The organism is Mucilaginibacter sp. 3215 (assembly GCF_050433785.1).
Lineage (GTDB): Bacteria > Bacteroidota > Bacteroidia > Sphingobacteriales > Sphingobacteriaceae > Mucilaginibacter.
Window position 1 is genome coordinate 288,691 of the sequence record NZ_JBNPWO010000004.1, and the last position, 23,675, is coordinate 312,365.

Here is a 23,675-nt window from a genome sequence, read left to right on the forward strand (position 1 = left end):
ATGGACAAAAGCTCAACTCAGGAAAAAAGTTCGCCAATTGTAGTAGGATTGGATATCGGAACTACTAAGATCTGTGCCATTGTTGGGCGCAGGAGCAAGAACGGGAAGATTGAGGTTTTAGGGATTGGCAAAGCCGAATCTGCCGGTGTAACGCGCGGCGTGGTATCAAATATAGATAAAACAGTACAGGGCATTCACCAGGCGGTGGAAGTGGCGGGCTCACAATCAAATGTGGAAATCAGGGTAGTAAACGTGGGCATTGCAGGTCAGCATATCAAGAGCTTGCAGCACCGCGGTTTGATAACCCGTCGTGACTTGCAATCAGAAATCGGTCGTAAGGATATTGATAAGCTGATAGAAGATATGTATAACCTGGTGATGCCTCCAGGCGAGGAGATCATCCATGTGTTGCCGCAGGAGTTTACTGTGGATAATGAGCCAGGAATCAAAGATCCAATTGGTATGGCAGGCGTTAGGCTTGAAGCTAACTTCCATATCATATCTGGTCAGGTAACTGCTATCAAAAATATTGTAAAATGTGTTAACAAGGCCAGCCTGGAAAGCCAGGAACTGATCCTAGAGCCGCTGGCGTCTTCAGAATCTGTATTAAGCGAAGAGGAAAAAGAGGCTGGCGTGGTTTTGGTTGATATTGGTGGCGGTACTACCGACGTAGCTATTTTTCACGAAGGTATCATCAGGCATACGGCAGTTATTCCGTTCGGCGGTAACAGCGTAACCGAGGATATTCGCGAAGGCTGTTCGGTAATGCGCAACATTGCCGAGCAACTGAAGGTAAGGTTTGGATCTGCCCTGGCCGACGAGAACAAGGAAAACGAGATAGTATGTGTTCCGGGTTTACGCGGCCGTGAGCCGAAAGAAATTTCGGTAAAAAACCTGGCTTACGTGATCCAGGCTCGTATGGAAGAAATAGTAGAGCATGTTTATTACGAGATAAAATCATCAGGCTACGAGAAAAAGTTGATAGCAGGGATCGTAATAACGGGCGGCGGCGCGCAGCTGAAACACTTGCGCCAGTTGGTTGAATTTGTTACAGGTTTGGATTGCCGTGTAGGTTACCCTACTGAGCACCTGGCCAAAAACGAAGTGTTACCAAAAGGAACATACGAAGAGTTGCAAAGCCCAACTTTTGCTACTGGTATTGGTTTGCTGATTAAAGGTATCCAGAAAATGGAATACATGAATGAAGCGATCCCGACCGAGGTAAAAACAGCTAAGCCAAAATTTGATACAAAAAGTAAAGAAGGTGGTTTGTTAGACAGGCTGCTGAAAAAGAGTATAACATTTATTAAGGATGACATTAAGGATGAGGACTTTCTGAAGTAATATTTATTCACAAGGGTTAAACTTATTCACATTGCTCACAATTGTGGATAAACCTTGTTGAAAAAGTGTTATTATTACGATGGTAAAATCTAATGTTGGGTTGAATTACATATAGCTGAAAACGAAGATTATGCATTTTGAAATGTTAAAAGAAAAATCGTCAATCATCAAGGTAATTGGTGTTGGCGGTGGTGGTGGTAACGCGGTAAACCATATGTACAGGCAAGGAATTACCGGTGTTGATTTTATAATATGCAACACTGATGCCCAGGCATTGGAGCTGAGCCCTATACCTAACAAGGTGCAATTGGGTGCCAGTTTAACCGAGGGCATGGGTGCAGGCTCAATACCCGAAGTAGGCAAAAATTCGGCTATTGAAAATATCGACGATATTAAACAGATGTTGGGCGTTAATACCAAAATGCTGTTCATTACAGCGGGTATGGGCGGTGGCACGGGTACAGGCGCAAGCCCTATCATTGCCAAGGCAGCGCGCGAAATGGATATATTGACGGTGGGTATCATAACCACACCTTTCTCTTTTGAAGGGAAACGCCGTAAAATGCAGGCCGATGCTGGTTTGGAAGAACTGCGTAAATATGTCGATTCGTTCCTGGTGATCTCGAACGACAGGCTTCGTCAGATCTTCGGTAACCTGACAATGAGCTCGGCGTTTGCCCAGGCCGATAATATATTGACCACGGCTGCCAAAGGTATTGCCGAGATCATCACCTTACCGGGCTATATCAACGTCGACTTTAAAGATGTGCGCACGGTAATGAAGGATAGCGGTGTATCTATCATGGGCAGCTTTAGCGCCGATGGTGAAAACCGTGCCCTTAAAGCTGTTGAAGGTGCATTGGCATCGCCATTGCTGAAAGACAATGAGATTGAAGGTGCAAGGTATATATTGCTGAACATCAGCTCGGGCCTTAAAGAGGTTACCATGGATGAGATCAGTGTAATTACTGATTATATCCAGGAAGAAGCCGGCTTAGCTGCCGACCTGATTTGGGGTAACTGTATCGACGAAAACCTGGGCGAGCAATTATCAGTAACTATTATTGCTACAGGTTTCCAAACCAAGGACGAGCGCGAAAAGGAAAACAGCAACAAGAAGATAGTTTCCATGCTTGTTCCCGAAGAGCCACAGCAGGCAAGACCGGTTAACGAGTTTATAAAACCAGTTAAGGTTGATGCTCCTGCCGAGCCTTATGCTAAAGCTCCTAAAGAAGATGCTAAACAAGCCGGGTTGTTTGATATGTTTGCCGGCAGTCGCCAGGAAGAACCTGCTGTTGTAAGGCATAGCCTGATGCACGAGGAAGAGCCTGAAGCTGATAATGAGGCGGATACTGCCGGGTTCACTTTTAAAATGAGTGAGCCGGTTAGTTACGAGCAGCCTGTAAGGGAACAGCCGCGTATGCCCGAGCCTGAACCGGAGCCAGCGCCAATTCCTGCACCACAGCCAGTTGGTGCTGACGATAACAAAACCAATGAATCAATTGAAGAGCAGTTGAAAAAATCGCGCGAGCGGATTATGAGGTTGAAAGATCTGAGTATGAAACTGCGTACCGGCAATATCCAGGAACTGGAAAATGTCCCTGCCTACAAACGTAAAGAGATAGCGTTGCAGGATACCCCTGCATCTGACGAAAGCCAGATCTCCCGTTTTTCCCTGATGCAGGATAGCGAAGGTAACGTGGAGATCAGGAATAACAACTCGTATTTGCACGGAAACGCGGATTAAGAAGAGATGCAAGACTTTAGAGTCAAGAATCAAGAGAAATAAAAACCACAATAATTGAATGGGAGATCAACAAAAGAATTATATCTGAGCGTTGATCTCCCTTTTTGTTATTATAGTAAAAAAATGTCATTTCGATAGAGCAGGGCGGGGCAGAGGACGTTGGGGCGAAAGAGAAATCTTGTACGCTATGCGATAGTGCGTTGTATGTAGTAATTGCAGAGCGTACAAGATTTCTCCTCACCCGATCACACAGGCCATCACTCTGTTCGTCGAAATGACAGCAGTTTTATATTTAGGGAAAGAATATCTCTTCTCTTGATTCTTGCTTCTTTCCTCCAAGTTATAACCTATTCTAAAAAGTTATAGCTATTGTTTAAAGGTGTTTTAACGGCTATATTTGCATTTAAATTTATAAAAACAATTCATTTTGGATTTATTTGATAAAATAACAAAAAGCTTAGGTGGGCCGATAGGTCAGCATCAAAAGTGGTCGCATGGTTATTTTTCTTTTCCTAAGCTGGAAGGTGAGATAGGCCCGCACATGGAGTTTAAGGGAAAAGAGCATTTAGTTTGGAGTCTTAACAATTACCTTGGCTTGGCTAATCATCCCGAAGTAAGGCAGGCTGATGCGCAAGCCGCTGCCGATTACGGTATGGCTTACCCTATGGGTGCAAGGATGATGTCGGGAAACTCAATTCATCACGAAGAGCTGGAGAACAACCTCGCTGCTTTTGTTGGCAAGCAATCGGCCTTTTTGCTAAATTACGGTTACCAGGGAATGGTATCTATAATTGATGCACTGGTTGACAGGAATGACGTTATTGTTTACGATGCCGAATCGCACGCCTGTATCATTGATGGCGTACGTTTACATATGGGTAAACGCTTTGTTTATCAGCACAACGATATTGAAAGCTGCGAAAAACAGCTGGAACGTGCAACTCGCCTAACCGAACAAACCGGCGGCGGGATTCTGTTAATTACCGAAGGTGTTTTTGGTATGTCGGGCGCGCAAGGCAAACTTAAAGCAGTTGCCGATCTTAAAAAGAAATTCAACTTTCGTTTATTGGTTGATGATGCGCATGGTTTTGGTACCATGGGTAAAACCGGTGCCGGTACGCATGAAGAGCAGGATTGTATGGATGAAGTGGATGTGTACTTTGCTACCTTCGCCAAATCAATGGCTGGTATTGGTGCTTTTGTAGCTGCCGATCAGGATATTATCCATTATCTGCGTTACAATATGCGTTCGCAAACTTTCGCCAAAGCATTGCCTATGCCAATGGTATTAGGTTTAAAAAAGCGCTTTGAAATGCTGAAAAGTCAGCCGGAGCTTCGTGAAAAATTGTGGCAGATTGCAAATGCTTTGCAGCAAGGTTTACGGGAACGTGGTTTTGACCTTGGCGTATCAAATACTATGGTTACCCCGGTATTTCTAAAAGGCGATCTTTTTGAAGCCACCGCCCTAACCCGCGACCTGCGCGAAAACTATGGCATCTTTTGTTCGATAGTAGTGTACCCGGTTATCCCTAAAGGATTAATTGTACTAAGGCTGATCCCAACAGCGGCTCATAGTTTGGAGGATGTACAACGTACCCTTGATGCTTACAGCGCTATCAGTGAAAAATTAAAGGCCGGTTATTACAAAGAGAATAAACTGGAAATTGCTTAAACGCATTTGATAATACTTAGAAGCCTCGGAGAGATCCGGGGCTTTTTTGTTTTTTTTGCATCTGTTGTAGAGGCGCATCACATGCGTCTCCCGTTTGAAATGCCGCTATGGTGAATAAATTGCGAAGGGCTTTTGCCCTTCTGGCAGACGTATGTGATGCGTCTCTACGTTGAAGATCACCACCTCTTAAAAATCCTTGATAAAACGTTCCTAAATTATTTTAGCAAGCTTTTTTGTTTAACTAAAACCTTTTCTATTTTTACGGCTACCATATCAAAACCATGAAATTAACCAGACGACATTTTATAAAAATTAACAGCGTTGCAGCTGCCGGTATCGGTTTGGGTGTAACCCCTGTATTTGCTTCAACTTTGGCTCCTGCCTTCGAGACCCAGCGCCCAAAGCTGGCCGACCGTAAATTTACCAGCAAGGCTGTGGAAGCTATTATTAAAAAGGTTAAGGCCGATATTAAAGACCCCGAAGTAGCCTGGCTGTTTGAAAACTGCTATCCAAACACTTTAGATACTACGGTAAACTACTCTGAAAAGGACGGTAAGCCCGATACATTTGTAATCACCGGTGATATCAACGCGATGTGGATGCGCGATTCATCGGCGCAGGTTTGGCCGTATCTGCCGCTCATTAAAAATGATCCGGCACTTAAAAAATTAATTCAGGGCGTGCTAAGCCGTCAGGCTAAGTGCGTGATCATTGATCCATATGCCAATGCCTTTAACGAAGGTCCAACTGGTAGCGAGTGGGACAGCGACCGCACCACTATGAAACCCGAATTGCACGAGCGCAAATGGGAAATCGATTCGCTTTGTTACCCTGTAAGGCTGGCTTATAATTACTGGAAAATAAGTGGCGATAGCAGCTTTTTTGATGACAACTGGCAAAAAGCAGGTAAGATCATACTGGCTACGTTTAAAGAACAGCAACGTAAGGATGGTAAAGGCCCGTACTTTTTCCAGCGTAAAACCGAGACACAAAGCGATACCGCACCAAACAGAGGCTACGGTAATCCCGTTAAACCAGTTGGTTTGATTTGCTCTATTTTCCGTCCTTCGGATGATGCTACCATTTATCCATTTCTGATCCCCTCAAACTACTTCGCGGTAGCAAGCTTAAACCAAATGGCCGAAATGTACAGTACCATCGGTCATGATAATGCTACCGCTGATGCTTGTAAGGCTTTAGCAACAGAGGTTCAGGCGGCACTTAAACAATATGCTGTTGGCCATCACCCGCAATTTGGTCAGGTTATCCCGTTTGAGGTTGATGGTTATGGAAATCAACTTTTCATGGATGATTCGAACGTTCCAAGTCTGTTGGCCCTGCCTTATCTTGATTCGGTAAAAGTTGATGATCCGTTGTACCAAAGTACCCGTAAATTTGTACTGAGCGATAGTAATCCTTACTACTTTAAAGGCACCGCTGCCGAAGGCATTGGAGGCCCGCACGTGGGTATAGGTTATATTTGGCCAATGGCAATCATTATGCGCGGTATTACATCAACCGATAAAGCAGAGATTGTACAGTGTATTAAATGGCTGAAAAGCACACATGCAGACACCGGTTTCATGCACGAATCCTTTAATAAAGACGATGCAAAGGACTTTACCCGCAAATGGTTTGCCTGGGCTAACACTTTATTTGGCGAATTGATACTAAAAGTGCACGAACACTACCCTGACATACTACAACAGACTTTTTAAACCAGCTGAATATGTTAATACTTAATAGTATTTAAAATACTACGTTTAAGTTGTATGGTTTGCTGCCAATATTATTTATGCCGAATTATGGCTTGTATTTTAATTATTAATGAATCTTATTTTTAAATATAGGTTTGATTTAAACTTTTTAATAAAAAATAAGCAACGGTTAATAAATCAAAATGGGCAAAAATGTGGAAAAAAACCACTGTTAAGGCCGTATTTTTTGGCTTCAAAAGTTTTTAATTACCAAAAAACATTTTAGCTTAGCTTTAATTAAAACAATAAACCTCAAAATTTAAAAGGAGTAATTAAATGAAAAAATTTACTGAAGTAAAAGAGCTTGTAGCAGCTTTAGAGGCCGACGCCGACAAATTCTACAATAAAGGAAACAGCGCTGCCGGTACACGTGTACGTAAAGGTATGCAGGATCTTAAAAACCTGGCACAGGCAATCCGCCTTGAAGTTCAGGAGGCGAAGAATAAAGAGGCTTAGTAAGATTTTTATCATCTTATTCCAATAAAAAACCCGGTCCATGGACCGGGTTTTTTATTGTTGAAATTTATGAAGTTTATGCGTTTCTCGAAAGGCATTTACGCCTTCACCGCTACTGGGGCTAACTTTTTAAGCTCTTCCACAATAGCACCGGCAGTTTTTTCGCTTACTTGTACCAATGGCAGTCTCACAGTATCGCCGCAGATGCCTAATTGTTTTAGGGCAGTTTTAACGCCTGCAGGGCTGCCTTCGGCAAACATTAATCGGGTAAACTCAATCAGGTTAAAATGCGCTGCATGTGCTGCTTTGTAATCGCCGTTCAGCAAAAGCCTAACCATGTCGGATAGCTGGCGTGGCAAAGCATTACCAATAACCGATATTGCACCAACTCCGCCTAAGGCCATCATTGGCAAAGTAACCGGGTCATCGCCTGATATGAACAGGAAATCCTCGGGCTTATCACGCATCAACTGGTTAAACAGGTCGAAATTGCCCGACGCTTCTTTGATACCGATTATGTTTTTAAACTCCTTCGCCAGGCGTACAGTTGTTTCGGCGCTGATGGTACTACCTGTACGGCTTGGTACGTTATACAGAATTATAGGCAGTTTAGTATTTTGTGCTATAGCCCTGTAGTGCTGATAAATACCTTCCTGGGTAGGTTTGTTATAATGCGGACTTGCTGAAAGTATAGCATCATAGCCTTTTATATCAAACGATTTTATTTGCTCAACAACTTCATGAGTATTATTACCGCCAATACCCGCCACCAGGCCAACGCGCTTATTTACCACTGCGGCTGTGAAAGCCCAAACCTGCTTTCGTTCAGCCTCGCTCAATGTGGCACTTTCGCCGGTTGTACCTAATGATACAAGGTATTCCACCCCGCCATCAATCAAATGTTCAATCAGGTTTCTCAACCCGTTGTAGTCAATTTGACCATCCGCATGAAAAGGGGTTACCATAGCTACCCCTGTTCCGTAAAATATATTCATGATTAAAATTAAAAGGATGCTAATATAGTGATTAGTGAGCGGAGATTAGAGGTTTATTTTTCGGAAAAGTGCCTTGGTTTGATTTAAAGTTAGATTTTGGATTGAGGAGGGTGCTTTTTCGAGCGTCACTTTTTGGTGCAAGTGTTGTGTGATAGCCCGTGGGTATGCTCACTTGTGCCTTATTTGCAACTTTGAAGATGAAATGGGCGTTGCCTGGGGCCCAGGCTTTCCGCTCATACTGCACTGGCATTAGCCACACGGCAGGTATCCGCTGCAATCCTTAACGCATTTGTCTAAGCCGGAATCTTATAGAATTAAGAAATTGTCAGAGGGCAATGCAAATTCTATAAATTCTTTCATTCTATAAAATTCGAGTTTAGATAAGAAGTAGGTAAAAATCAAGAAATCTTTAAATCCTCTTAATCAAGGTTCTGTTATATTATCCCAAACAAGGATCCACCCTTTTCGCCCAGCTTATCAACTGTTTTCTCTACTTCCGGCACCCGCTCCAACACGGGAGCGTGATGTGGTTTGATGCGGGCATCAATGATTAGCGGACCGTTACAGCCCCAGTGTTTGTGCTCTGTAAAGCTGCCAACACCATAAATATCATGCGACGGGTTGCTGCGGGTAAAGGTTACCCAAACAAAATTGTTAATGGTTTGGGCGGCGAAACCGGCATCATCGCAGAGTACCATTAAAGGCAAGCCGGTAAGGTCTTCATCCTGCAGGCTGTATTCTATAATGCTGATAATGTTATCTATGTCCTTGTGATTTACATGTTTGGGCACTTCAACCATGAGCACACCAGGCATGGCCATTTTGTAAGCACTGATCGGGCGGGGGAGACTAAACCAATCCGGGAGTTCCGTCCAAAGTTCGCGTTTGATATCGCCGGCCACGGTAACAGCTAATTTACTACCCGAGTTTAGGCCTTCGCCGCTATAGTCAAGTGTATCGATAGTAGTGTTGGTATGAAAATGCAGGTCGCGGGTAAGGTCTACCCTTTGCAGAATGTGCTTCAGGAATCCGCCGATATCGTTTATATTAAGTTTAGGCTCGTCCTCCTGTGCGGCAATGAACAGGTATTTTGCGAGGCTCAGCTGGCCTTTGCCCAGTATGTGATTGGCGATAGTAACTATCTCCTGTGGTTTGCGCTCTTTAAGGTAAGGGGTATAGCGCTCGCTGCCAATGGCAAAAAGCAGGGGATGCACACCTGCCGCGTCAACCGCATTTACAGCATGCAGACCGGGGATTTCTTTAGGAATAGCTGAACCGGTAATTTCATGGATCAAAGCCCCAAAGCTGGTATCCTCCTGCGGCGGGCGACCAACCACAGTGAACGACCAAACGGCATCTTTACGGTGATAAACATTATGCACCTTCATCAGCGGGAAGGGATGTACCAAACTGTAATAGCCCAAATGATCGCCAAAGGGGCCTTCAGGTTTATTTTCGTGCGGCATAACTGTGCCGGTGATCACAAAATCAGCATCAGCCGAAATACAGAAACCTTCTGCATCATAAAAATATCGGAAGCGACGGTTCCCTAATGCACCTGCAAAAGTCATTTCTGATAAACCTTCGGGCAGGGGCATTACGGCAGCTACGGGATGTGCCGGTGGCCCGCCTACAAAAATGCTGACTTTTAATGGTTGCCCTTTGGCATTGGCTTTGGTTTGATGCACGCCAATACCCCGGTGTATCTGGTAATGTAAACCGATCTCCTGGTTTTGTACATAGTCATTACCGGCAAGCTGGATGCGGTACATGCCCAGGTTGGCGTTCATGATGCCGGGTTTATCCATATCCTCGGTATACACCTGGGGCATGGTAACAAATGGGCCACCATCCATAGGCCAGTTTACAATTTGCGGGATATCGCTGATGTTACATTTGCCAAATTTAATGGGTGCGCCTGCGCCGCTTTTCATAGGCAATGCCGAGAGCGCCGTTAACCCAATGCCTGCATATTTAAAAGGATTTTTGATGGCCTTTATCGGATCGTTTTTAATATCGACGAGTACCTTGATCTTTTCAAGTGTGTCCCTGAAAATAAATTTCGACCTGTCGAGTGTACCAAACAGGTTGGATACTGCCAGAAAACGATTCCCTTTTACGTTTTCAAATAGTATGGCAGGCCCTTCGTTTTCAAATACACGCAGGTGTATGGCCGCCATTTGCAAGTAAGGATCCACCTGTTCCTTAATGCGTATTAAGTGGCCGTTTTTTTCGAGATCGGCAATGCAGGCTTGTAAACTTGAATAACCCATAGGTGCGAAATTAAGAAATTAGTTCATTGGGTCATTCATTTCATTGTCATTGGGTCATTGACATTTCGGGTAAGTTTCACGCTCAATTAACATAGGCAACAACTCAATGACCTAATGATAAAATCCTTACTTTAGCCGGTAAATATCAATTACCCTATGTCGGTAACAGTACTAACGCTTATTATACTTGTTGGGTCGTATTTGGCGGGTTTGCTGGGCTCGTTAACCGGGTTGGGCGGAGGGGTTGTTATTATTCCGCTGCTTACTATTTTACTTGGAGTGGACATTCAATACGCCATCGGGGCTTCGCTGATCTCGGTTATTGCCACGTCATCAGGTTCGGCAGCAGCTTACGTTAAAGAAGGGATTACCAATATCAGGCTGGGGATGTTCCTGGAGATTGCCACAACGGCCGGCGCCATGGTTGGCGCACTGATAGCAGTTTATATCCCGACTAATTTTATAGCGGTATTATTTGGAGTGATCCTGATCCTCTCGGCAGTAATGTCGTTACGAAAAAAATCGCAGCAAATCCATCAGCAAAAAAGTGCATTGGCCGAAAGGCTGAAACTAAACGGCAGTTTCCCCGGCCCGGCAGGCGAAATTACATATTCGGTAAGGAACGTAGGTGGCGGCTTTTTCATGATGCTTTTTGCGGGGGTAATATCAGGCTTGCTGGGCATAGGTTCGGGAGCGCTGAAAGTTTTGGCGATGGATGGTGTTATGCGCATCCCTTTTAAGGTATCAACTACTACCAGCAATTTTATGATAGGGGTTACCGCAGCAGCAAGCGCGGTAGTTTACCTGCAACGGGGGTACATTGATCCCGGGCTTTCGATGCCGGTAGCTATTGGGGTTTTATTAGGTGCCTTAAGCGGATCAAAAATATTGGTACATACTTCATCGTCGGGATGGCTACGTGTGGTTTTTGCCGTGGTGGTTACGTTTTTGGCATCGCAAATGATATATAAAGGAATTACAGGAACTATATAATTTGTCATTAGGTCATTGCGTCATTAAGTCATTTTTGTGTGAGGTTAAGTGACATGGCTGGTCGACCTGATAAGAAAAATGACTTAATAAAGCAATGGCGGGTAAGAATGACTTAATGACCAAATGACATAATGATATAAAATGAGCAAATTCAAAGATACCGATATGCAGGCCGTGATTGGCTGGATACTGCGCGCGGGAGTGCTGGTATCAATGAGCGTTATTTTTATTGGCGGGGTTATTTACCTGTACAGGCACGGGCAAACCCATGTTGATTACAGCAAGTTTGTTGGTGTGCCCGATTTTGTGAGTAATCCTGGTGGCATTATACACGGTATCTTTACTTTACGCGGCCGGGCAATTATACAGGCGGGGATAATTTTGCTGATAGCTACACCGGTTATCCGGGTGTTATTTTCGGCTATTGGTTTTATTATGGAAAAGGATTACCTGTACACGGCTATCACAGTACTTGTGCTGCTTATCATTTTAATTAGTATGATAAGCGGTCACGCGGGCTGATATTTTAAAAACTTTTTTGTATTTAATATAGTATATATAATAAATGCAACGACGTACAGTACAATCATCGGCTTTAAGCAGCGTTGGCTATGATCCGGACGCCCGCATCCTTGAACTTGAATTTCGGGAAAATGGCGGTGTGTGGCAATACTTCGGTTTTCCTTTATCTGCCTATAACAAGTTTATTAGATCCGATTCGCTTGGGCATTTTTTTGTTACACGTATAAAAGGCAAATACCCTGAATTAAAGGTTAGGTATGCGCATTATTAATTTCCGGTGCGACGGCGCTCATCATCATTACCCGTATTGCGTTTATTGGCTGATTTAACTGTGCTTTTGCCAAAGCGGTAACTAAAGTTAAGCCTTACAATGCGCGTATCGCGCTTATTTACCTCCGAAAGATCAATGTTTTGATATCTGGCACGGTTGCGCCCCCTGTCGGTATTAAATACATCGTTTAGTGCTAATTTAATAGTGGCCCGCTTATCTAATATTTGCTTGCTGATACCCGCATTTACCGAATAACTTGCTTTTAGTTCATTGATGCCGTAAATGGTAGGGGTTTCATACCTGCCCGATATTTCGCCAAGTAATGTACCGGTAATGGTAAAGTTTTGTGTGCTGCCAAAAATAATGTCCTGCTTGCCCCTGTCAAAATCGCCGTTTTGCGCATAAGCTTTGTAACGTACATAAATGGCATCAAGGTTAAAACTGGCCGACCACCACCTGGTAAATTGCACAGGCGCGTAAAATGAAGCCCCGTAAACAAAGATCTGCCCGAAGTTTTTACGGAGAGTTATGTTAACCTTAGTCGAATCGTTTTGCTGATATACCGGGAAATCATAAGCATTATTAGTAACTGTATAATACAGTTCGGTTGAAAAGGTTTGGTTATAAGTATGGGAGATTTGTATGGTGTTGGTGTATTCCGGCTTTAGCTGAGGGTTGCCTGCACGATAATCATACAGGTCGGTATAGTACAAAAACGGATTGATATCTTCGTAAAGCGGCCGGTGAATACCTCGGTTATAACCAATACCGATGATATTTTTTTTATCGGCCTCATAACTTATTTGTACCTGCGGAAAAAGGTTAAAATAATTATTGGTATTTATCGCCGGTACCCGCTCATTTAATCCCCATGATTTACCGGTTGCATGAGTGTTTTCGGCACGTATACCTGCCGTAATATCCCACTTACCTATTTTATTTAGATAATTGATATATCCCGCGCTCACTGCTTCGGTATAAAGGAACCTGTTGCTGAAATTGGGGTCGGCCTCATATATATTGTTTATTTTGGGGCCAAAAATGAGATTGTTATTGCTGCGGGTGTTGTTATATTTAATGCCAGCCTCCAATCGTGAGGTTTTGTTTAATGGGTTAACCAAATCAATTTTTGATGTCCAGATGTGGATATCTGACGGCGAAAGGTTTTCCAACTCAAGATCATCGCGGTAAGTATTGCCTGCCGGGGTAAAAAAGCTATTGGTAATAAATTCATTAGAGTGGCGGGTGTAGGTTGAATAGTTACCATCTACCGAGATACTGCGGCCGCTTTTATCCAACACCGCGTTATAATTGATATTGTAGTTTAAATAGTTGCTGCCCCGGTCAAGGTTTGAACGGGCTTTGATTATTGAATCGAGCTGGTGTTGATTGTTGATGTACAGGTCGTTATGCTTTATAAAATCATCACTCCTGATAATTCCGCTTACTAAAAAGCCTATAGTTTGCTTTGGGTTGATAGTATAATCGGCCCCTATTTTAAAGTTGTGGTTAGTGGTTTTTTGAATATTGTTATAATCAACATCGTAATTACTCAGGGTCTCGTTATAAGTAATGTTACGGTTGGTTGTAATAGTGCGTGTGCCTTTATTATTATCGTAAGTGTAATTTCCAAAAATATTGAGTTTACTGGTGCGGTTGTTGAAAACAATGCCTGCTGTACTTTTGTAATACTTTCCATAACCTGCCATAGCGGTAACCGTACCATTAGTACCCAGATTTTTACCCTTTTTTAAAATGATGTTGATGATACCTCCGCCCGAGGCGTCATATTTGGCCGACGGGCTACTGATCATTTCAACCTGGTCGATAGTGCTGCTTTGCATACTTCGGAGCAAACTGGTAAGATCATCCCCGGTAAGGTTGGTAGGTTTGCCGTCGATGGTTATTAATGCTGCTTGTCTGCCGTTAATACTTAAAGTTTCGTTGCTGTTAACCCTTACCCCGGGTGATTGCCTCAGGATATCAAAGGCCGAATTTCCCTCGGCCAGGATGCTGTTTTGTACACTTAATACAATTTTACCGGGCTTTACCTCTATGTAAGGCTTCCGGGCAACTACTTTAACTTCCTGCAGTTGGTTGTTCGAGAGTTTTAAAACAATATCATTGGCAGTTACTATTTGACCTGAGTTAACCTTATACGGCCCCGTATAAACTTTTACGTATCCTATTTTACTGATAAGGATTAAATAGCTGTCGGGCTGCAGGCCGGTAAATTCAAACTGCCCGTTTTTATTTACCAGGTTTGATTTCAATATAGATGAGTCCGCAGCGGCGAGGAGAACGGCTGTAGCTGCCTCGGCGGGCTGGTTATTTTCTGTTAAAACTTTACCCTGTATTATTGAAGATTTTGTTTGGGCAAACGAAATACAATACCCTCCGGCCAGGAACGCAAAAAATAAGCCTGCTACTAAAACCCTCATTAATCAGTAATGTAGAAATTTACTATAGTTTAAAAAAATATAAAAATGTACCGCAATATAATACAATATATATAAAATTATATGTATTGTATTGATATTTTAATTATATAATATAAAAGAATGTTGCAACATTAGTATGGATTATGCCGAGCAAAAGGTTTTACATTGATGCCATTAAATATTGTTTGCAAAAAACCATGCAACGACATAAATAAACAAAACAACCTGATTTTTTCTTTATTTTCGGCCTCAATACATCATTGCATTGTATATTGACCATTATAACATGAAAAAACTTTGTCTGTTTATATTAGTTGCCTGTTTTGCAGGGAATTTATTTGCACAAACGCCTCCGGCCAATTATGCTACGGCCTTAAATAAATTTAAACAGCTATACAATAATAATCAGCCGGATAGCATATACAGCATGTTTGGGCCAGAAATGAAGAAGGCACTTTCACAAGCCGATTTCAAAAGTACAACTGGCCAGTTAAAAACACAATTGGGCACATTGTTACAGGCCGATCTTGAAAACTATGAAACCCCGATAGCGCATTATAAAGCTACATTTCAGAAAAGTGTTTTTTTATTAAATCTGTCGTTAAACGCCGATAATAAATTTACGGGCCTGTCATTGACACCGTACAAAGCGCCGGCTACAACTGCTGCGGCAAGTACCGCGGCGGGTACAACCATAGCTACCGATCCTTCTCTGGTCGAGTCGCCTGTAACGGTTAAAACTTTATTGGGTTCAATATCCGGAACATTAGCTATGCCAAAGGACGCTAACGGAAAGGTGCCGTTGGTATTGATCATTGCAGGCTCAGGTCCTACCGACAGGGATGGTAACAGTCCAAAACTGGGCCTCCATGCCAATGTTTATAAGATGATAGCTAACGAGTTGGGAAAAAAAGGCATAGCATCCTTGCGTTATGATAAACGTTTGGTAGGGCAAAGCACTACATCCATTAAGGAAAACGAGATCAGGTTTGAGGATTATGTAGAAGATGCCGCCGCCTTGCTTAACATGCTTTCGTCAGATGAGCGTTTTTCACGGATAATTATTCTGGGACACAGCGAAGGTTCGTTGGTTGCCATGATGGCTTCGCTTGATGAGCCGATAAAAGGCTTCATATCAGTGGCCGGTGCCGGTGATTCGGCAGATAAGATCCTTACCGAGCAAATGAAATCGCAGCCTGCTTTTATATCAGATGGCTTTAACCGTATGCTGGATAGCCTGAAGCGGGGAAAAACAACCGATAATATCGATCCTGCATTATACTTTATAGCCAGGCCAAGTATTCAAAAATACCTGATGTCGTGGTTTAGGTATAACCCGCAACGCGAGATCAGGAAGGTAAAAGCCCCGGTATTGATCATCCAGGGAACCACCGATTTACAGGTAACTGTTGGTGACTCCGAAAAGTTGAAAAAAGCAAAGTCAGATGCTATACTTGATATTATCCCCAACATGAATCATGTATTGAAAGAAGCCCCGGCAGATAAGGAAAAGAACAAAGCGACTTATAATGAGCCTGATTTACCGCTTAAACCGGAGTTTGTAACGGCGATAACATACTTTGTGCTGAAGACAACGAGGTAACCTTATTAAACATACGTCATTGCGAGGAACGAAGCAATCCCAAGCTGGACAGAGAAACTTTACATAGCCGCTCTGCTAATTGGGGATTGCTTCGTTCCTCGCAATGACGGTTGTATATGGTTATCTTACATATCACCAAGCCCCCAATAACCTCCTGATCACGATGATCTCGGCAACGTGGTAAGCATTGTGATCGGCAGCTTGTAACGCTTCCCGAAGTATAGTTTGCCCATCGCCATGCGGAATTTTTTTATAGATATCTTCGCTTTTCACGAGTTCTATTAGCTCTTCCAAATCGCTGTCAATCTGTTCAAGGCTGTTATCCCAGGCTGCATCATCTTTTGGTGCAAGCTCTTTTGGCCAGTAATCATCGGGCCAGTTGGGCGATTCGTGGCTGCCGTCTTTGCTAAATTCAAGCATATCCCACTGGGCTATCCGGATATGTTCAACCAGTTGCCATATAGTATAAGGAAGTTTATCAACTTTAACCCCGCGAAGATTGGGCGGTAAACCACCGAGCGCTTTTTTCAGATCTGCATGTGCGTTGCCGCCTTGCAGCAAATGCACAATTTCATTTACTAAAACTTTATGTTCATTATTCATAGGTAATCCAAATTATAACGACTAATTCTCGCACCCCCTTTAGGGGGCCGGGGGCTTAAAGTAACAAATTCGTCGCCGGTTTGATTTATTTGGCTTAAAAGTTTTAAGTTTATGCTTCATTGTAAAACTCATCAGTTGTGGTCAGAAACATATTTTTAAAATTAACACTCGCCGTTGTTTTATTCATGGTTGCCTTTATCGGCTGTAAAAAAGATGGGGGCAGCGGCACCGGTCCGTTGTTAGGGAAGGATGATGAAGCTTTTATTAAATACGAGAACACGTTTCTGGATAACTTCTGGAAGTTGAACCCCGATTGGGCAACTTCAGCAGGATATCACAAATACGATAGCTTGATGGTGTTGCCTAACGAGCAAAGCCGCGATAAGCTGGTAACCTTTGCCAAATACCAGGTTGATTCATTGAGTCGCTTTGAGGTAAATACGCTGTCTGAAGCTAATAAAATAGATTACAAGATTCTTCAAAATCAGCTTGAATACCTGCAATGGCAGGTGCGCCAGTTAAAACAATATGAGTGGGACCCATCGTCATATAACGTTATCGGGACCTTCGCTTACATCCTGAATGAGCATTATGAGCCTCTTCCTAAACGTCTGCGTCATTTTTATCAGCGCATGTCGTTTATTCCGCAGTATTACAAAGACGCCCAAAAACAAATTAAAAACCCGGTAGTTGAACTTACCAGCCTGGCTATTGAGCAAAACCTGGGTGGGCTTGATGTAATAGGAAAAGACTTCGCAGACTCGCTTAAGAAAACCAATATCCCCAAAGCTGAGCAAAAGTTAATGACAGACAGGGCTGCGCAGAGCGTTGTTGCCATTAAAGCCTATGCCGATTGGCTTAAAGCACTTAAAAATGATCACCCAAGAAGTTTCAGGCTGGGCAAGGATTTGTATGAGGATAAGTTTAAATACGAAATTGTAGCTACTAATACCGCCGAAAAAATTTACAACGCCGCGGTTGAACGTAAAAAATACATTCACCGCGAAATGGGCAAGATCAGTAAACAGCTTTGGCCGAAATATTTTGGCAAACAAGCAGCGCCTGCCGATAGCCTGCTCATGATAAGCCAGCTGATAGATACCCTATCATCAAAACATGTAAAGCCTGAAGATTTTCAATCGTCAATTGAACAGCTGATACCTAAGCTGAACGCCTTTGTTAAAGCTAAAGACCTGGTAACGCTTGATCCGTCAAAACCGTTGATCATTCGTAAAGAGCCTGGTTACATGGCGGGTGTGGCAGGCGCGTCCATGAGCGGCCCTGGCCCGTACGATAAAAATGGTAATTCATACTATAACGTGGGCAGCCTGGCCGGCTGGAGCAAGGAGAAAGCCGAAAGCTACCTGCGCGAGTACAACAATTATATTTTACAGATCCTGAGCATTCACGAAGCTGTGCCAGGGCATTATGTACAGGGTGTATACTCCAATAAAGCCCCAAGTATCATCAAAGCTGTGTTTGGTAACGGTGCCATGGCCGAAGGCTGGGCGGTATACACCGAGCAAATGATGCTGGAGAACGGCTTTGGCAATAATGAACCCGAAATGATGCTGATGTGGTATAAATGGAACCTGCGTTCGGTATGTAACACCATTTTGGATTATAGTGTTCATAGCGGCAGTATGACCAAAGATGAAGCAATTAAGCTACTAACCCGCGAAGCTTTCCAACAGCAGGCCGAAGCCGATGGCAAATGGAAGCGCGTTAGCGTAACCAGCGTTCAGCTAACTAGCTATTATACCGGCTATAAAGAAATCATAGATTTGAGAGATGCCTATAAACTAAAAATGGGTGATAAATATAAACTGAAAGAGTTTAACGAAAAGTTCCTGAGTTACGGCAGTGCGCCGGTTAAATTTATCAGGGAAGCCATGCTGGCTAAAACCAGCGGAAATTAATTGATAGTCCACAGGTATAAACTCATGGACTATGAACCATGGGTTTATCTCCCATGAACTATCAAATTCTTTTTTATTAACAGCTTAGGCGTAATGATTTTTTATCTGGTGCTCAAGCTGGGCCATGACGTTTTTCTTTAGTTTACCCTTATAGCAGGTACAGCCGTCCTTATCCAGGTTAAGTTCGGCAATTGTCTTACCCTGGTAAATCACGCGGAAATTTCCTGCTTCGTTGGGTAAAATTGCCAAAATACGTTCATCTTCTCCCGAAAAATTGATCAGCACATGAAACTGGTGCTGTGGTATAAATGCTATCTGCTGTAACATAAAAACCTCTCTTTCCGCTAAATTAGGTGTGTGAAAAATTAAAGAGCCGAGCGCAGTATAAAGTTAACGAATTTGTTTTTAATTAATTGTTAGGAATTTTAAGTTTTTTGTAAGAGATATTATAATATATTTAGCGCTTACATATTACCAATCATGAAGAAAATTTTGATGGCCGGTTTACTGGTTATAGGAGCGGTAACCGGTTATGCGCAGAAGGTAAAACCGGCTTTAAAACTAATTAAAGGCAATAGTTATTACTTATCTACTACGGCACACTCTGTTGTAAAGCAAACTATAAATGGGCAGGTTAATAATATCGATATGACGATTGACGGCAAAATGTCATTCAAAGTATTAAATGCTAATGATTCTCTTTATTATATGGAGGTTAACTATACCAAAGTGGGTATGAAAATGCAGCTGCCTACGGGTAATGTAACTTTTGATTCTGATAATAAGGATACCACAAATATTATGGCCAGAATCATGTCGGGCATAACCAATAAACCATTTACGGCAACGCTAACCAAAAGCGGCCGGATTAGGTCGATAGAGAACGCCGAGAATATGATCACATCTATGATAGATGGCTTTAAGGAGGTGCCGGCCGAAAAGAAAGAGCAATTGAAAACGCAGCTAACCCAATCTTTTGGATCAGGGGCGCTTAAAAGCAACCTGGAAATGACCATGTCGGTGCTGCCCGAAACGGCGGTGGCAAAAAATGATAAATGGACAATTAAAAATAACCTGGAAGGTGCTATGAGCGCGAAGGTCATATCTGTTTATCAACTGGTTGATATCACTCCGCAGAGCTACCTGATACACGGAAATGCCACACTTGAAACAGATAATACTGCCAGTTATAAAACCGTTAGTAATATGCCCATGAAATACAATATGAAAGGTACTATGGTAGCTGATGTTGTTGTTGACAAGGCTACCGGCTGGATCTCCAGTTCAAAATTAAAGCAAAACATTGACGGTACTGTCGAAATAAAAGATAACCCGCAAGTTCCGGGCGGTTTAACATTCCCTATGAGTGTTACCAGCGAAACATCAAGTACCGACCATTAATTAAAACAGATAGTAATAAAAAAACCTGCCGGTTACGGCAGGTTTTTTTATTGTATAAACAGTGGTATTACAATATCCAAAAGCCTTCAAAATAAAGTTTATACCTTGTTGGCTGAAACTCGCCATATGCGAAAACAGCAATAGAGTTCCCCTTTTTAGTATAATATAGCCTGAGCCTTTCGCTGCCCTTGTATAAATTAAGAAAGTCGGCATTAAAGCCGCCTGTTTTTACAATGGTTTTAAAGTCGTCGGGTGTAATTACCTTATGCAGATCTTCAAAATTATTATTGGCAAAATCACCGAACTTTATATCACCGGCAGGCAGTTTAAAGGTTTTATGTATTACCTCGGCTTCGTCTCCATCAAACAACAATGATTTTGTTACTTCATATTTTGTGATCATATTTTAATATATCGCGTTTTTATTGTTTTACCTCTTCAATGTAACCGCCTGCTTTCAGGTCGTTAACAGTGGCTGGTACTTCATACTGGATACCCAAGCCCGGTTTGCCAAACCATGGAATAATTTTACCCTCCCTAACTTTGGCTATAGGCTTCAGGATCTTGTAAATTTTGTACGGCTTGCTAAGAGTATTATCCGGCAAAGCACGCATTGGGAAGGGTACGCCTTTTGGCGATACAAAAGTGCCTTTATCCTGAAAAGTGCCGGTAGAATCGCTATAACCGCCATAGCGGTCAATCAACACACCCTTTTTTAGAGTAATGATGATAAGATTTACTGCGCCACGGTTTGGAGGCCAACCGCCGTTAAGGTTGTTGGCGGTAAAGAATTTTTCGAGGGCGTCCCATTTCTCGGTTTTCCATAGCAGCCAGGCCGAATCGGCAAGGGCTTTTTTACTGCTGGTGTCGGCAAAGTCGGTTACTGAACTTTTAAAGTCATCATAAGTAATGCCCCGTACCGGCAGTTTGTGATGGTTTGCAGCAGGGTTGTGGGCATGTTTTAGTGGTTTTGTTTGCGCGGTTGCCAAAAAAGGCATCAACCATACTGACAGGATCAGGATTTTTAGTGTTTTCATTCGATGTAGTTTTTTGTTTGATAAATCTACTATGTGCTCCGCGTTTATGAAAGAGATTTATCATATTTATTTTATTGGTATTATATGCAATATCATATGCTAATTATTGTTATTGCATGCCAAAAAAACGTTATTGCCAAAAGCCGGTATTTACCGTGGTGAAAAGGATGAAATAAAGGAAATTATTACCTTCGTACCTATGTCATCAGCTGAAACAAAAAAACAAATAGAGGTATTAACCGCCGAACTTAAACAGCACAATTACAACTACTATGTGCTGGCTATGCCAACCATTTCTGATTTTGATTTTGATAAAAAACTGGAGTTGCTTAATAAACTCGAAAAAGAATACCCGGAGTTTGCTGACCCTGATTCGCCAACACAAAAGGTAGGCGGTGATATAACCAAGGAATTTGTAACGGTTAGGCACCGCTGGCCGATGTTATCGTTGGGCAATACCTATAATGAACAGGAGCTATTTGATTTTGATCAGCGGGTCCGCAAAGCCATTGGTGATAACTTTGAGTACGTATGTGAGCTTAAGTTTGATGGTTTGAGCATGAGTCTCACTTATGAAGACGGCAAACTGGTGCGGGCCGTTACCCGCGGTGATGGTGTACAGGGTGATGAGGTTACCACCAATATTAAAACCATTCATACCATACCTAAGCGCCTGCATGGCGAAGGCTATCCCGGCTATTTTGACATCCGCGGTGAAGTGTTCATGCACCGCAAAGCTTTTGACAGGTTGAATAATGAACGTATCGAAAGTGGGGAGGTTCCTTATGCTAATCCCCGTAACTTTGCCTCAGGCACAGTAAAAATGCAGGATTCGGCCGAAGTAGCCAAACGCCCGCTTGATTGCTTCCTGTACTTTTTGTACACCGAAAAAACAGTATTTAAAACCCATTGGGAAAGCCTGCAGGCTGTTAAAACCTGGGGGTTTCATACCAATGAGCATAGTGAGCTTTGCGGGGATATTAATTGCGTTTTGGCATTTATTAATAAATGGGATAAGGAACGTTTTAACTTGAGCTATGATATTGACGGCATTGTTATTAAAGTAAATAATTACTCACAGCAGCAGGAGCTTGGCTTTACCGCCAAATCGCCGCGCTGGGCCATATCTTACAAGTTTAAAGCCGAAAGGGTGGAGACAGAGCTCCTTGAGGTCACTTATCAGGTGGGCCGTACCGGTGCAGTAACCCCGGTTGCCAACTTAAAGCCTGTACTGCTTGCTGGCACAACAGTAAAACGTGCGACGCTGCATAACGCCAATGAGATCATCCGGCTTGACCTGCATGAGGGTGATACCGTTTTTGTTGAAAAGGGCGGTGAAATCATCCCAAAGATCATTAGTGTAAACCCTGAAAAACGTAAGGCCAACGCTGTGCCTGTTGTTTACCGCGTTACCTGCCCGGCCTGCGATACTCCGCTTGAGCGCAAGGAGGGCGAGGCTGCGTTTTATTGCCCCAATGATGAAGGCTGCCCGCCGCAGATTATTGGAAAGATGCAGCATTTCATTGGCCGTAAAGCAATGAATATTGATGGGCTGGGTGATGAAACTATCGAAACCTTATACAGCAAGGGCTTTATAAGCCACATCAGCGATATCTATGAGCTGCATACCCATGCTGCCGAATTGAAACAGTTAGGCCGCTTTGGCGAAAAATCGATCAATAATATGCTTGATGGTATTGAGGCATCCAAGAAAATGCCTTTCGAAAAAGTACTGTTTGGTTTGGGCATCCGTTATGTGGGCGAAACGGTGGCCCGCAAGCTGGCTTTCCATTTTAAATCGATAGATAAATTAATGGGAGCGTCGGCTGAAGAACTTACAGCTGCCGAAGAAATAGGCGAACGGATAGCCCAAAGTATAACCGAATATTTTGCAGGTGAAATCCACCGGCAGGAAATACAAAAACTAAGGGAGCAGGGCCTGCAATTTATTGCCGAAGAAAAAGAAGTTGTACTGGCCAGTGAAAAGCTTGCCGGGATGAACTTTATTATATCGGGAACATTCGGCAACTTTTCGCGTGATGAGCTGAAAGATATCATTGAACAAAACGGTGGCAAGATATTGAGCAGTATCTCGGCTAAACTTAATTACCTGGTCGCGGGTGAAAATATGGGCCCTGCCAAGTTAGAGAAAGCTAATAAACTTAATATACCCATTATCAGCGATGAAGATTTACTTGCACTGATAAAATAAGCATTCCCATGTTGTTTATTTTGTTTATTAGTGAGGAATTTTATTTTTTGAGATCGGAAATTACGTTATTTGTATTACCGAAAGGACCCCATAATTAATTAAACGTACTAATGTTCGAATAATTTACTATGGAAAAATTTATACCTATACAAGAAAATATTTTTTGTGAACCCTGTAAGGAATGCGGCGAAAGGCCGGTTATAGAGCAGGCTAAAGGTAAATTTATTGTGAGGTGCCCTGAAAGCAAATCGCATTATCAAACAAAGCCAGGCCTGGTTGATATTAAGGATTGGAACATCAAAAATAAGCCACATCCGCCTCTTGGCAACAAAGATATATCAAAGAAAAAGGCATCCTAACCGGGTGCCTTTTCACATAATTTAACAATTTGGCGCTGTAACAATCAATTAATAAGTTTCATCTTAGCAT

At 42.8% G+C, this 23,675-nt stretch carries 20 protein-coding genes; 13 read left to right on the forward strand and 7 right to left on the reverse strand.

Annotation, left to right across the window (positions count from 1 at the left end; genetic code table 11):
- The 5 genes from ftsA to ABIC84_RS09935 all read left to right on the forward strand — a co-directional run bounded on the left by ftsA (position 1) and on the right by ABIC84_RS09935 (position 6,976).
- Positions 1-1,344 (forward strand): cell division protein FtsA, encoded by a 1,344-nt coding sequence (gene ftsA / locus ABIC84_RS09915; protein ID WP_426584608.1) that lies wholly within the window; start codon positions 1-3, stop codon positions 1,342-1,344.
- 130 nt (positions 1,345-1,474) lie between these two features.
- Positions 1,475-3,091, forward strand: coding sequence for a cell division protein FtsZ (gene ftsZ, locus ABIC84_RS09920; RefSeq protein ID WP_429263483.1), 1,617 nt, complete (start codon positions 1,475-1,477; stop codon positions 3,089-3,091).
- 427 nt (positions 3,092-3,518) lie between these two features.
- Positions 3,519-4,763 carry an aminotransferase class I/II-fold pyridoxal phosphate-dependent enzyme gene (locus tag ABIC84_RS09925; protein WP_429263484.1) on the forward strand — a complete coding sequence of 415 codons (1,245 nt, stop codon included), beginning with the start codon at positions 3,519-3,521 and terminating at the stop codon, positions 4,761-4,763.
- Positions 4,764-5,044: 281 nt separating this feature from the next.
- Positions 5,045-6,481, forward strand: coding sequence for a glycoside hydrolase family 125 protein (locus ABIC84_RS09930; protein ID WP_429263485.1), 1,437 nt, complete (start codon positions 5,045-5,047; stop codon positions 6,479-6,481).
- 315 nt (positions 6,482-6,796) lie between these two features.
- Positions 6,797-6,976 (forward strand): histone H1, encoded by a 180-nt coding sequence (locus ABIC84_RS09935; protein ID WP_090529881.1) that lies wholly within the window; start codon positions 6,797-6,799, stop codon positions 6,974-6,976.
- Positions 6,977-7,074: 98 nt separating this feature from the next.
- On the opposite strand, the gene dapA is transcribed toward ABIC84_RS09935, so the two are convergent.
- Complete coding sequence (gene dapA / locus ABIC84_RS09940; protein WP_429263486.1) at positions 7,075-7,971, reverse strand: 4-hydroxy-tetrahydrodipicolinate synthase; 897 nt, start codon at positions 7,969-7,971, stop codon at positions 7,075-7,077.
- Positions 7,972-8,405: 434 nt separating this feature from the next.
- A complete protein-coding gene (locus tag ABIC84_RS09945; RefSeq protein WP_426584618.1) occupies positions 8,406-10,244 on the reverse strand; it encodes a UbiD family decarboxylase in 1,839 nt (612 codons plus the stop codon).
- 156 nt (positions 10,245-10,400) lie between these two features.
- Between ABIC84_RS09945 and ABIC84_RS09950 the strand changes: the two genes are divergently transcribed.
- From ABIC84_RS09950 to ABIC84_RS09960, 3 genes are all read left to right on the forward strand, one after another.
- The gene (locus ABIC84_RS09950) at positions 10,401-11,237 is read left to right on the forward strand and encodes a sulfite exporter TauE/SafE family protein (RefSeq protein ID WP_090529871.1); all 837 of its coding nucleotides are present in this window, start codon (positions 10,401-10,403) and stop codon (positions 11,235-11,237) included.
- Positions 11,238-11,378: 141 nt separating this feature from the next.
- A complete protein-coding gene (locus tag ABIC84_RS09955; RefSeq protein ID WP_090529868.1) occupies positions 11,379-11,759 on the forward strand; it encodes a DUF1634 domain-containing protein in 381 nt (126 codons plus the stop codon).
- 43 nt (positions 11,760-11,802) lie between these two features.
- Positions 11,803-12,030: a KTSC domain-containing protein gene (locus tag ABIC84_RS09960; RefSeq protein ID WP_426584621.1), complete on the forward strand. Its 228-nt coding sequence runs from the start codon at positions 11,803-11,805 to the stop codon at positions 12,028-12,030.
- Here the strand turns inward: ABIC84_RS09960 and ABIC84_RS09965 are convergent.
- Positions 12,027-14,471, reverse strand: coding sequence for an outer membrane beta-barrel protein (locus ABIC84_RS09965; RefSeq protein ID WP_429263487.1), 2,445 nt, complete (start codon positions 14,469-14,471; stop codon positions 12,027-12,029). The genes ABIC84_RS09960 and ABIC84_RS09965 overlap by 4 nt on opposite strands.
- A 286-nt stretch (positions 14,472-14,757) precedes the next feature.
- On the opposite strand from ABIC84_RS09965, the gene ABIC84_RS09970 reads away from it, so the two are divergent.
- The gene (locus ABIC84_RS09970) at positions 14,758-16,074 is read left to right on the forward strand and encodes an alpha/beta fold hydrolase (RefSeq protein ID WP_429263488.1); all 1,317 of its coding nucleotides are present in this window, start codon (positions 14,758-14,760) and stop codon (positions 16,072-16,074) included.
- A gap of 132 nt (positions 16,075-16,206) precedes the next feature.
- Here ABIC84_RS09970 and ABIC84_RS09975 read toward each other — a convergent pair whose 3' ends face one another.
- Positions 16,207-16,677, reverse strand: coding sequence for a DinB family protein (locus ABIC84_RS09975; protein ID WP_426584627.1), 471 nt, complete (start codon positions 16,675-16,677; stop codon positions 16,207-16,209).
- A 137-nt stretch (positions 16,678-16,814) separates the two neighbouring features.
- Between ABIC84_RS09975 and ABIC84_RS09980 the strand changes: the two genes are divergently transcribed.
- Complete coding sequence (locus tag ABIC84_RS09980; RefSeq protein ID WP_429263489.1) at positions 16,815-18,596, forward strand: DUF885 domain-containing protein; 1,782 nt, start codon at positions 16,815-16,817, stop codon at positions 18,594-18,596.
- 84 nt (positions 18,597-18,680) lie between these two features.
- Here the strand turns inward: ABIC84_RS09980 and ABIC84_RS09985 are convergent, their stop codons facing one another.
- Complete coding sequence (locus ABIC84_RS09985) at positions 18,681-18,923, reverse strand: hypothetical protein (RefSeq protein WP_090529851.1); 243 nt, start codon at positions 18,921-18,923, stop codon at positions 18,681-18,683.
- A 153-nt stretch (positions 18,924-19,076) separates the two neighbouring features.
- Here ABIC84_RS09985 and ABIC84_RS09990 point away from each other — a divergent pair, with 153 nt between their 5' ends.
- Positions 19,077-19,997 (forward strand): DUF6263 family protein, encoded by a 921-nt coding sequence (locus ABIC84_RS09990; protein WP_429263490.1) that lies wholly within the window; start codon positions 19,077-19,079, stop codon positions 19,995-19,997.
- Between the two features lie 67 nt (positions 19,998-20,064).
- Here ABIC84_RS09990 and ABIC84_RS09995 read toward each other — a convergent pair whose 3' ends face one another.
- A complete protein-coding gene (locus tag ABIC84_RS09995) occupies positions 20,065-20,400 on the reverse strand; it encodes a hypothetical protein (protein WP_090529844.1) in 336 nt (111 codons plus the stop codon).
- 19 nt (positions 20,401-20,419) lie between these two features.
- Positions 20,420-21,034, reverse strand: a complete 615-nt coding sequence (locus ABIC84_RS10000; RefSeq protein ID WP_426584634.1) for a TNT domain-containing protein — start codon at positions 21,032-21,034, stop codon at positions 20,420-20,422.
- A 199-nt stretch (positions 21,035-21,233) separates the two neighbouring features.
- On the opposite strand from ABIC84_RS10000, the gene ligA reads away from it, so the two are divergent.
- Both ligA and ABIC84_RS10010 read left to right on the forward strand, forming a co-directional pair.
- Positions 21,234-23,246, forward strand: a complete 2,013-nt coding sequence (gene ligA, locus ABIC84_RS10005) for an NAD-dependent DNA ligase LigA (protein ID WP_426589775.1) — start codon at positions 21,234-21,236, stop codon at positions 23,244-23,246.
- Between the two features lie 128 nt (positions 23,247-23,374).
- The gene (locus ABIC84_RS10010) at positions 23,375-23,605 is read left to right on the forward strand and encodes a hypothetical protein (protein WP_429263491.1); all 231 of its coding nucleotides are present in this window, start codon (positions 23,375-23,377) and stop codon (positions 23,603-23,605) included.
- The last annotated feature ends 70 nt before the right edge of the window (positions 23,606-23,675 follow it).

Bases quoted from the DNA above. Each gene is read 5' to 3' on its own strand.
- ABIC84_RS09935 (WP_090529881.1), top strand. From the start codon at position 6,797: ATGAAAAAATTTACTGAAGTAAAAGAGCTTGTAGCAGCTTTAGAGGCC.
- ABIC84_RS10010 (WP_429263491.1), top strand. From the start codon at position 23,375: ATGGAAAAATTTATACCTATACAAGAAAATATTTTTTGTGAACCCTGT.
- dapA (WP_429263486.1), bottom strand. From the start codon at position 7,971: ATGAATATATTTTACGGAACAGGGGTAGCTATGGTAACCCCTTTTCAT.
- ABIC84_RS09960 (WP_426584621.1), top strand. From the start codon at position 11,803: ATGCAACGACGTACAGTACAATCATCGGCTTTAAGCAGCGTTGGCTAT.
- ABIC84_RS10000 (WP_426584634.1), bottom strand. From the start codon at position 21,034: ATGAAAACACTAAAAATCCTGATCCTGTCAGTATGGTTGATGCCTTTT.
- ligA (WP_426589775.1), top strand. From the start codon at position 21,234: ATGTCATCAGCTGAAACAAAAAAACAAATAGAGGTATTAACCGCCGAA.
- ABIC84_RS09945 (WP_426584618.1), bottom strand. From the start codon at position 10,244: ATGGGTTATTCAAGTTTACAAGCCTGCATTGCCGATCTCGAAAAAAAC.
- ABIC84_RS09950 (WP_090529871.1), top strand. From the start codon at position 10,401: ATGTCGGTAACAGTACTAACGCTTATTATACTTGTTGGGTCGTATTTG.
- ABIC84_RS09985 (WP_090529851.1), bottom strand. From the start codon at position 18,923: ATGTTACAGCAGATAGCATTTATACCACAGCACCAGTTTCATGTGCTG.
- ftsA (WP_426584608.1), top strand. From the start codon at position 1: ATGGACAAAAGCTCAACTCAGGAAAAAAGTTCGCCAATTGTAGTAGGA.
- ABIC84_RS09955 (WP_090529868.1), top strand. From the start codon at position 11,379: ATGAGCAAATTCAAAGATACCGATATGCAGGCCGTGATTGGCTGGATA.
- ABIC84_RS09975 (WP_426584627.1), bottom strand. From the start codon at position 16,677: ATGAATAATGAACATAAAGTTTTAGTAAATGAAATTGTGCATTTGCTG.
- ABIC84_RS09930 (WP_429263485.1), top strand. From the start codon at position 5,045: ATGAAATTAACCAGACGACATTTTATAAAAATTAACAGCGTTGCAGCT.
- ABIC84_RS09970 (WP_429263488.1), top strand. From the start codon at position 14,758: ATGAAAAAACTTTGTCTGTTTATATTAGTTGCCTGTTTTGCAGGGAAT.
- ABIC84_RS09995 (WP_090529844.1), bottom strand. From the start codon at position 20,400: ATGATCACAAAATATGAAGTAACAAAATCATTGTTGTTTGATGGAGAC.
- ABIC84_RS09990 (WP_429263490.1), top strand. From the start codon at position 19,077: ATGAAGAAAATTTTGATGGCCGGTTTACTGGTTATAGGAGCGGTAACC.
- ABIC84_RS09965 (WP_429263487.1), bottom strand. From the start codon at position 14,471: ATGAGGGTTTTAGTAGCAGGCTTATTTTTTGCGTTCCTGGCCGGAGGG.
- ftsZ (WP_429263483.1), top strand. From the start codon at position 1,475: ATGCATTTTGAAATGTTAAAAGAAAAATCGTCAATCATCAAGGTAATT.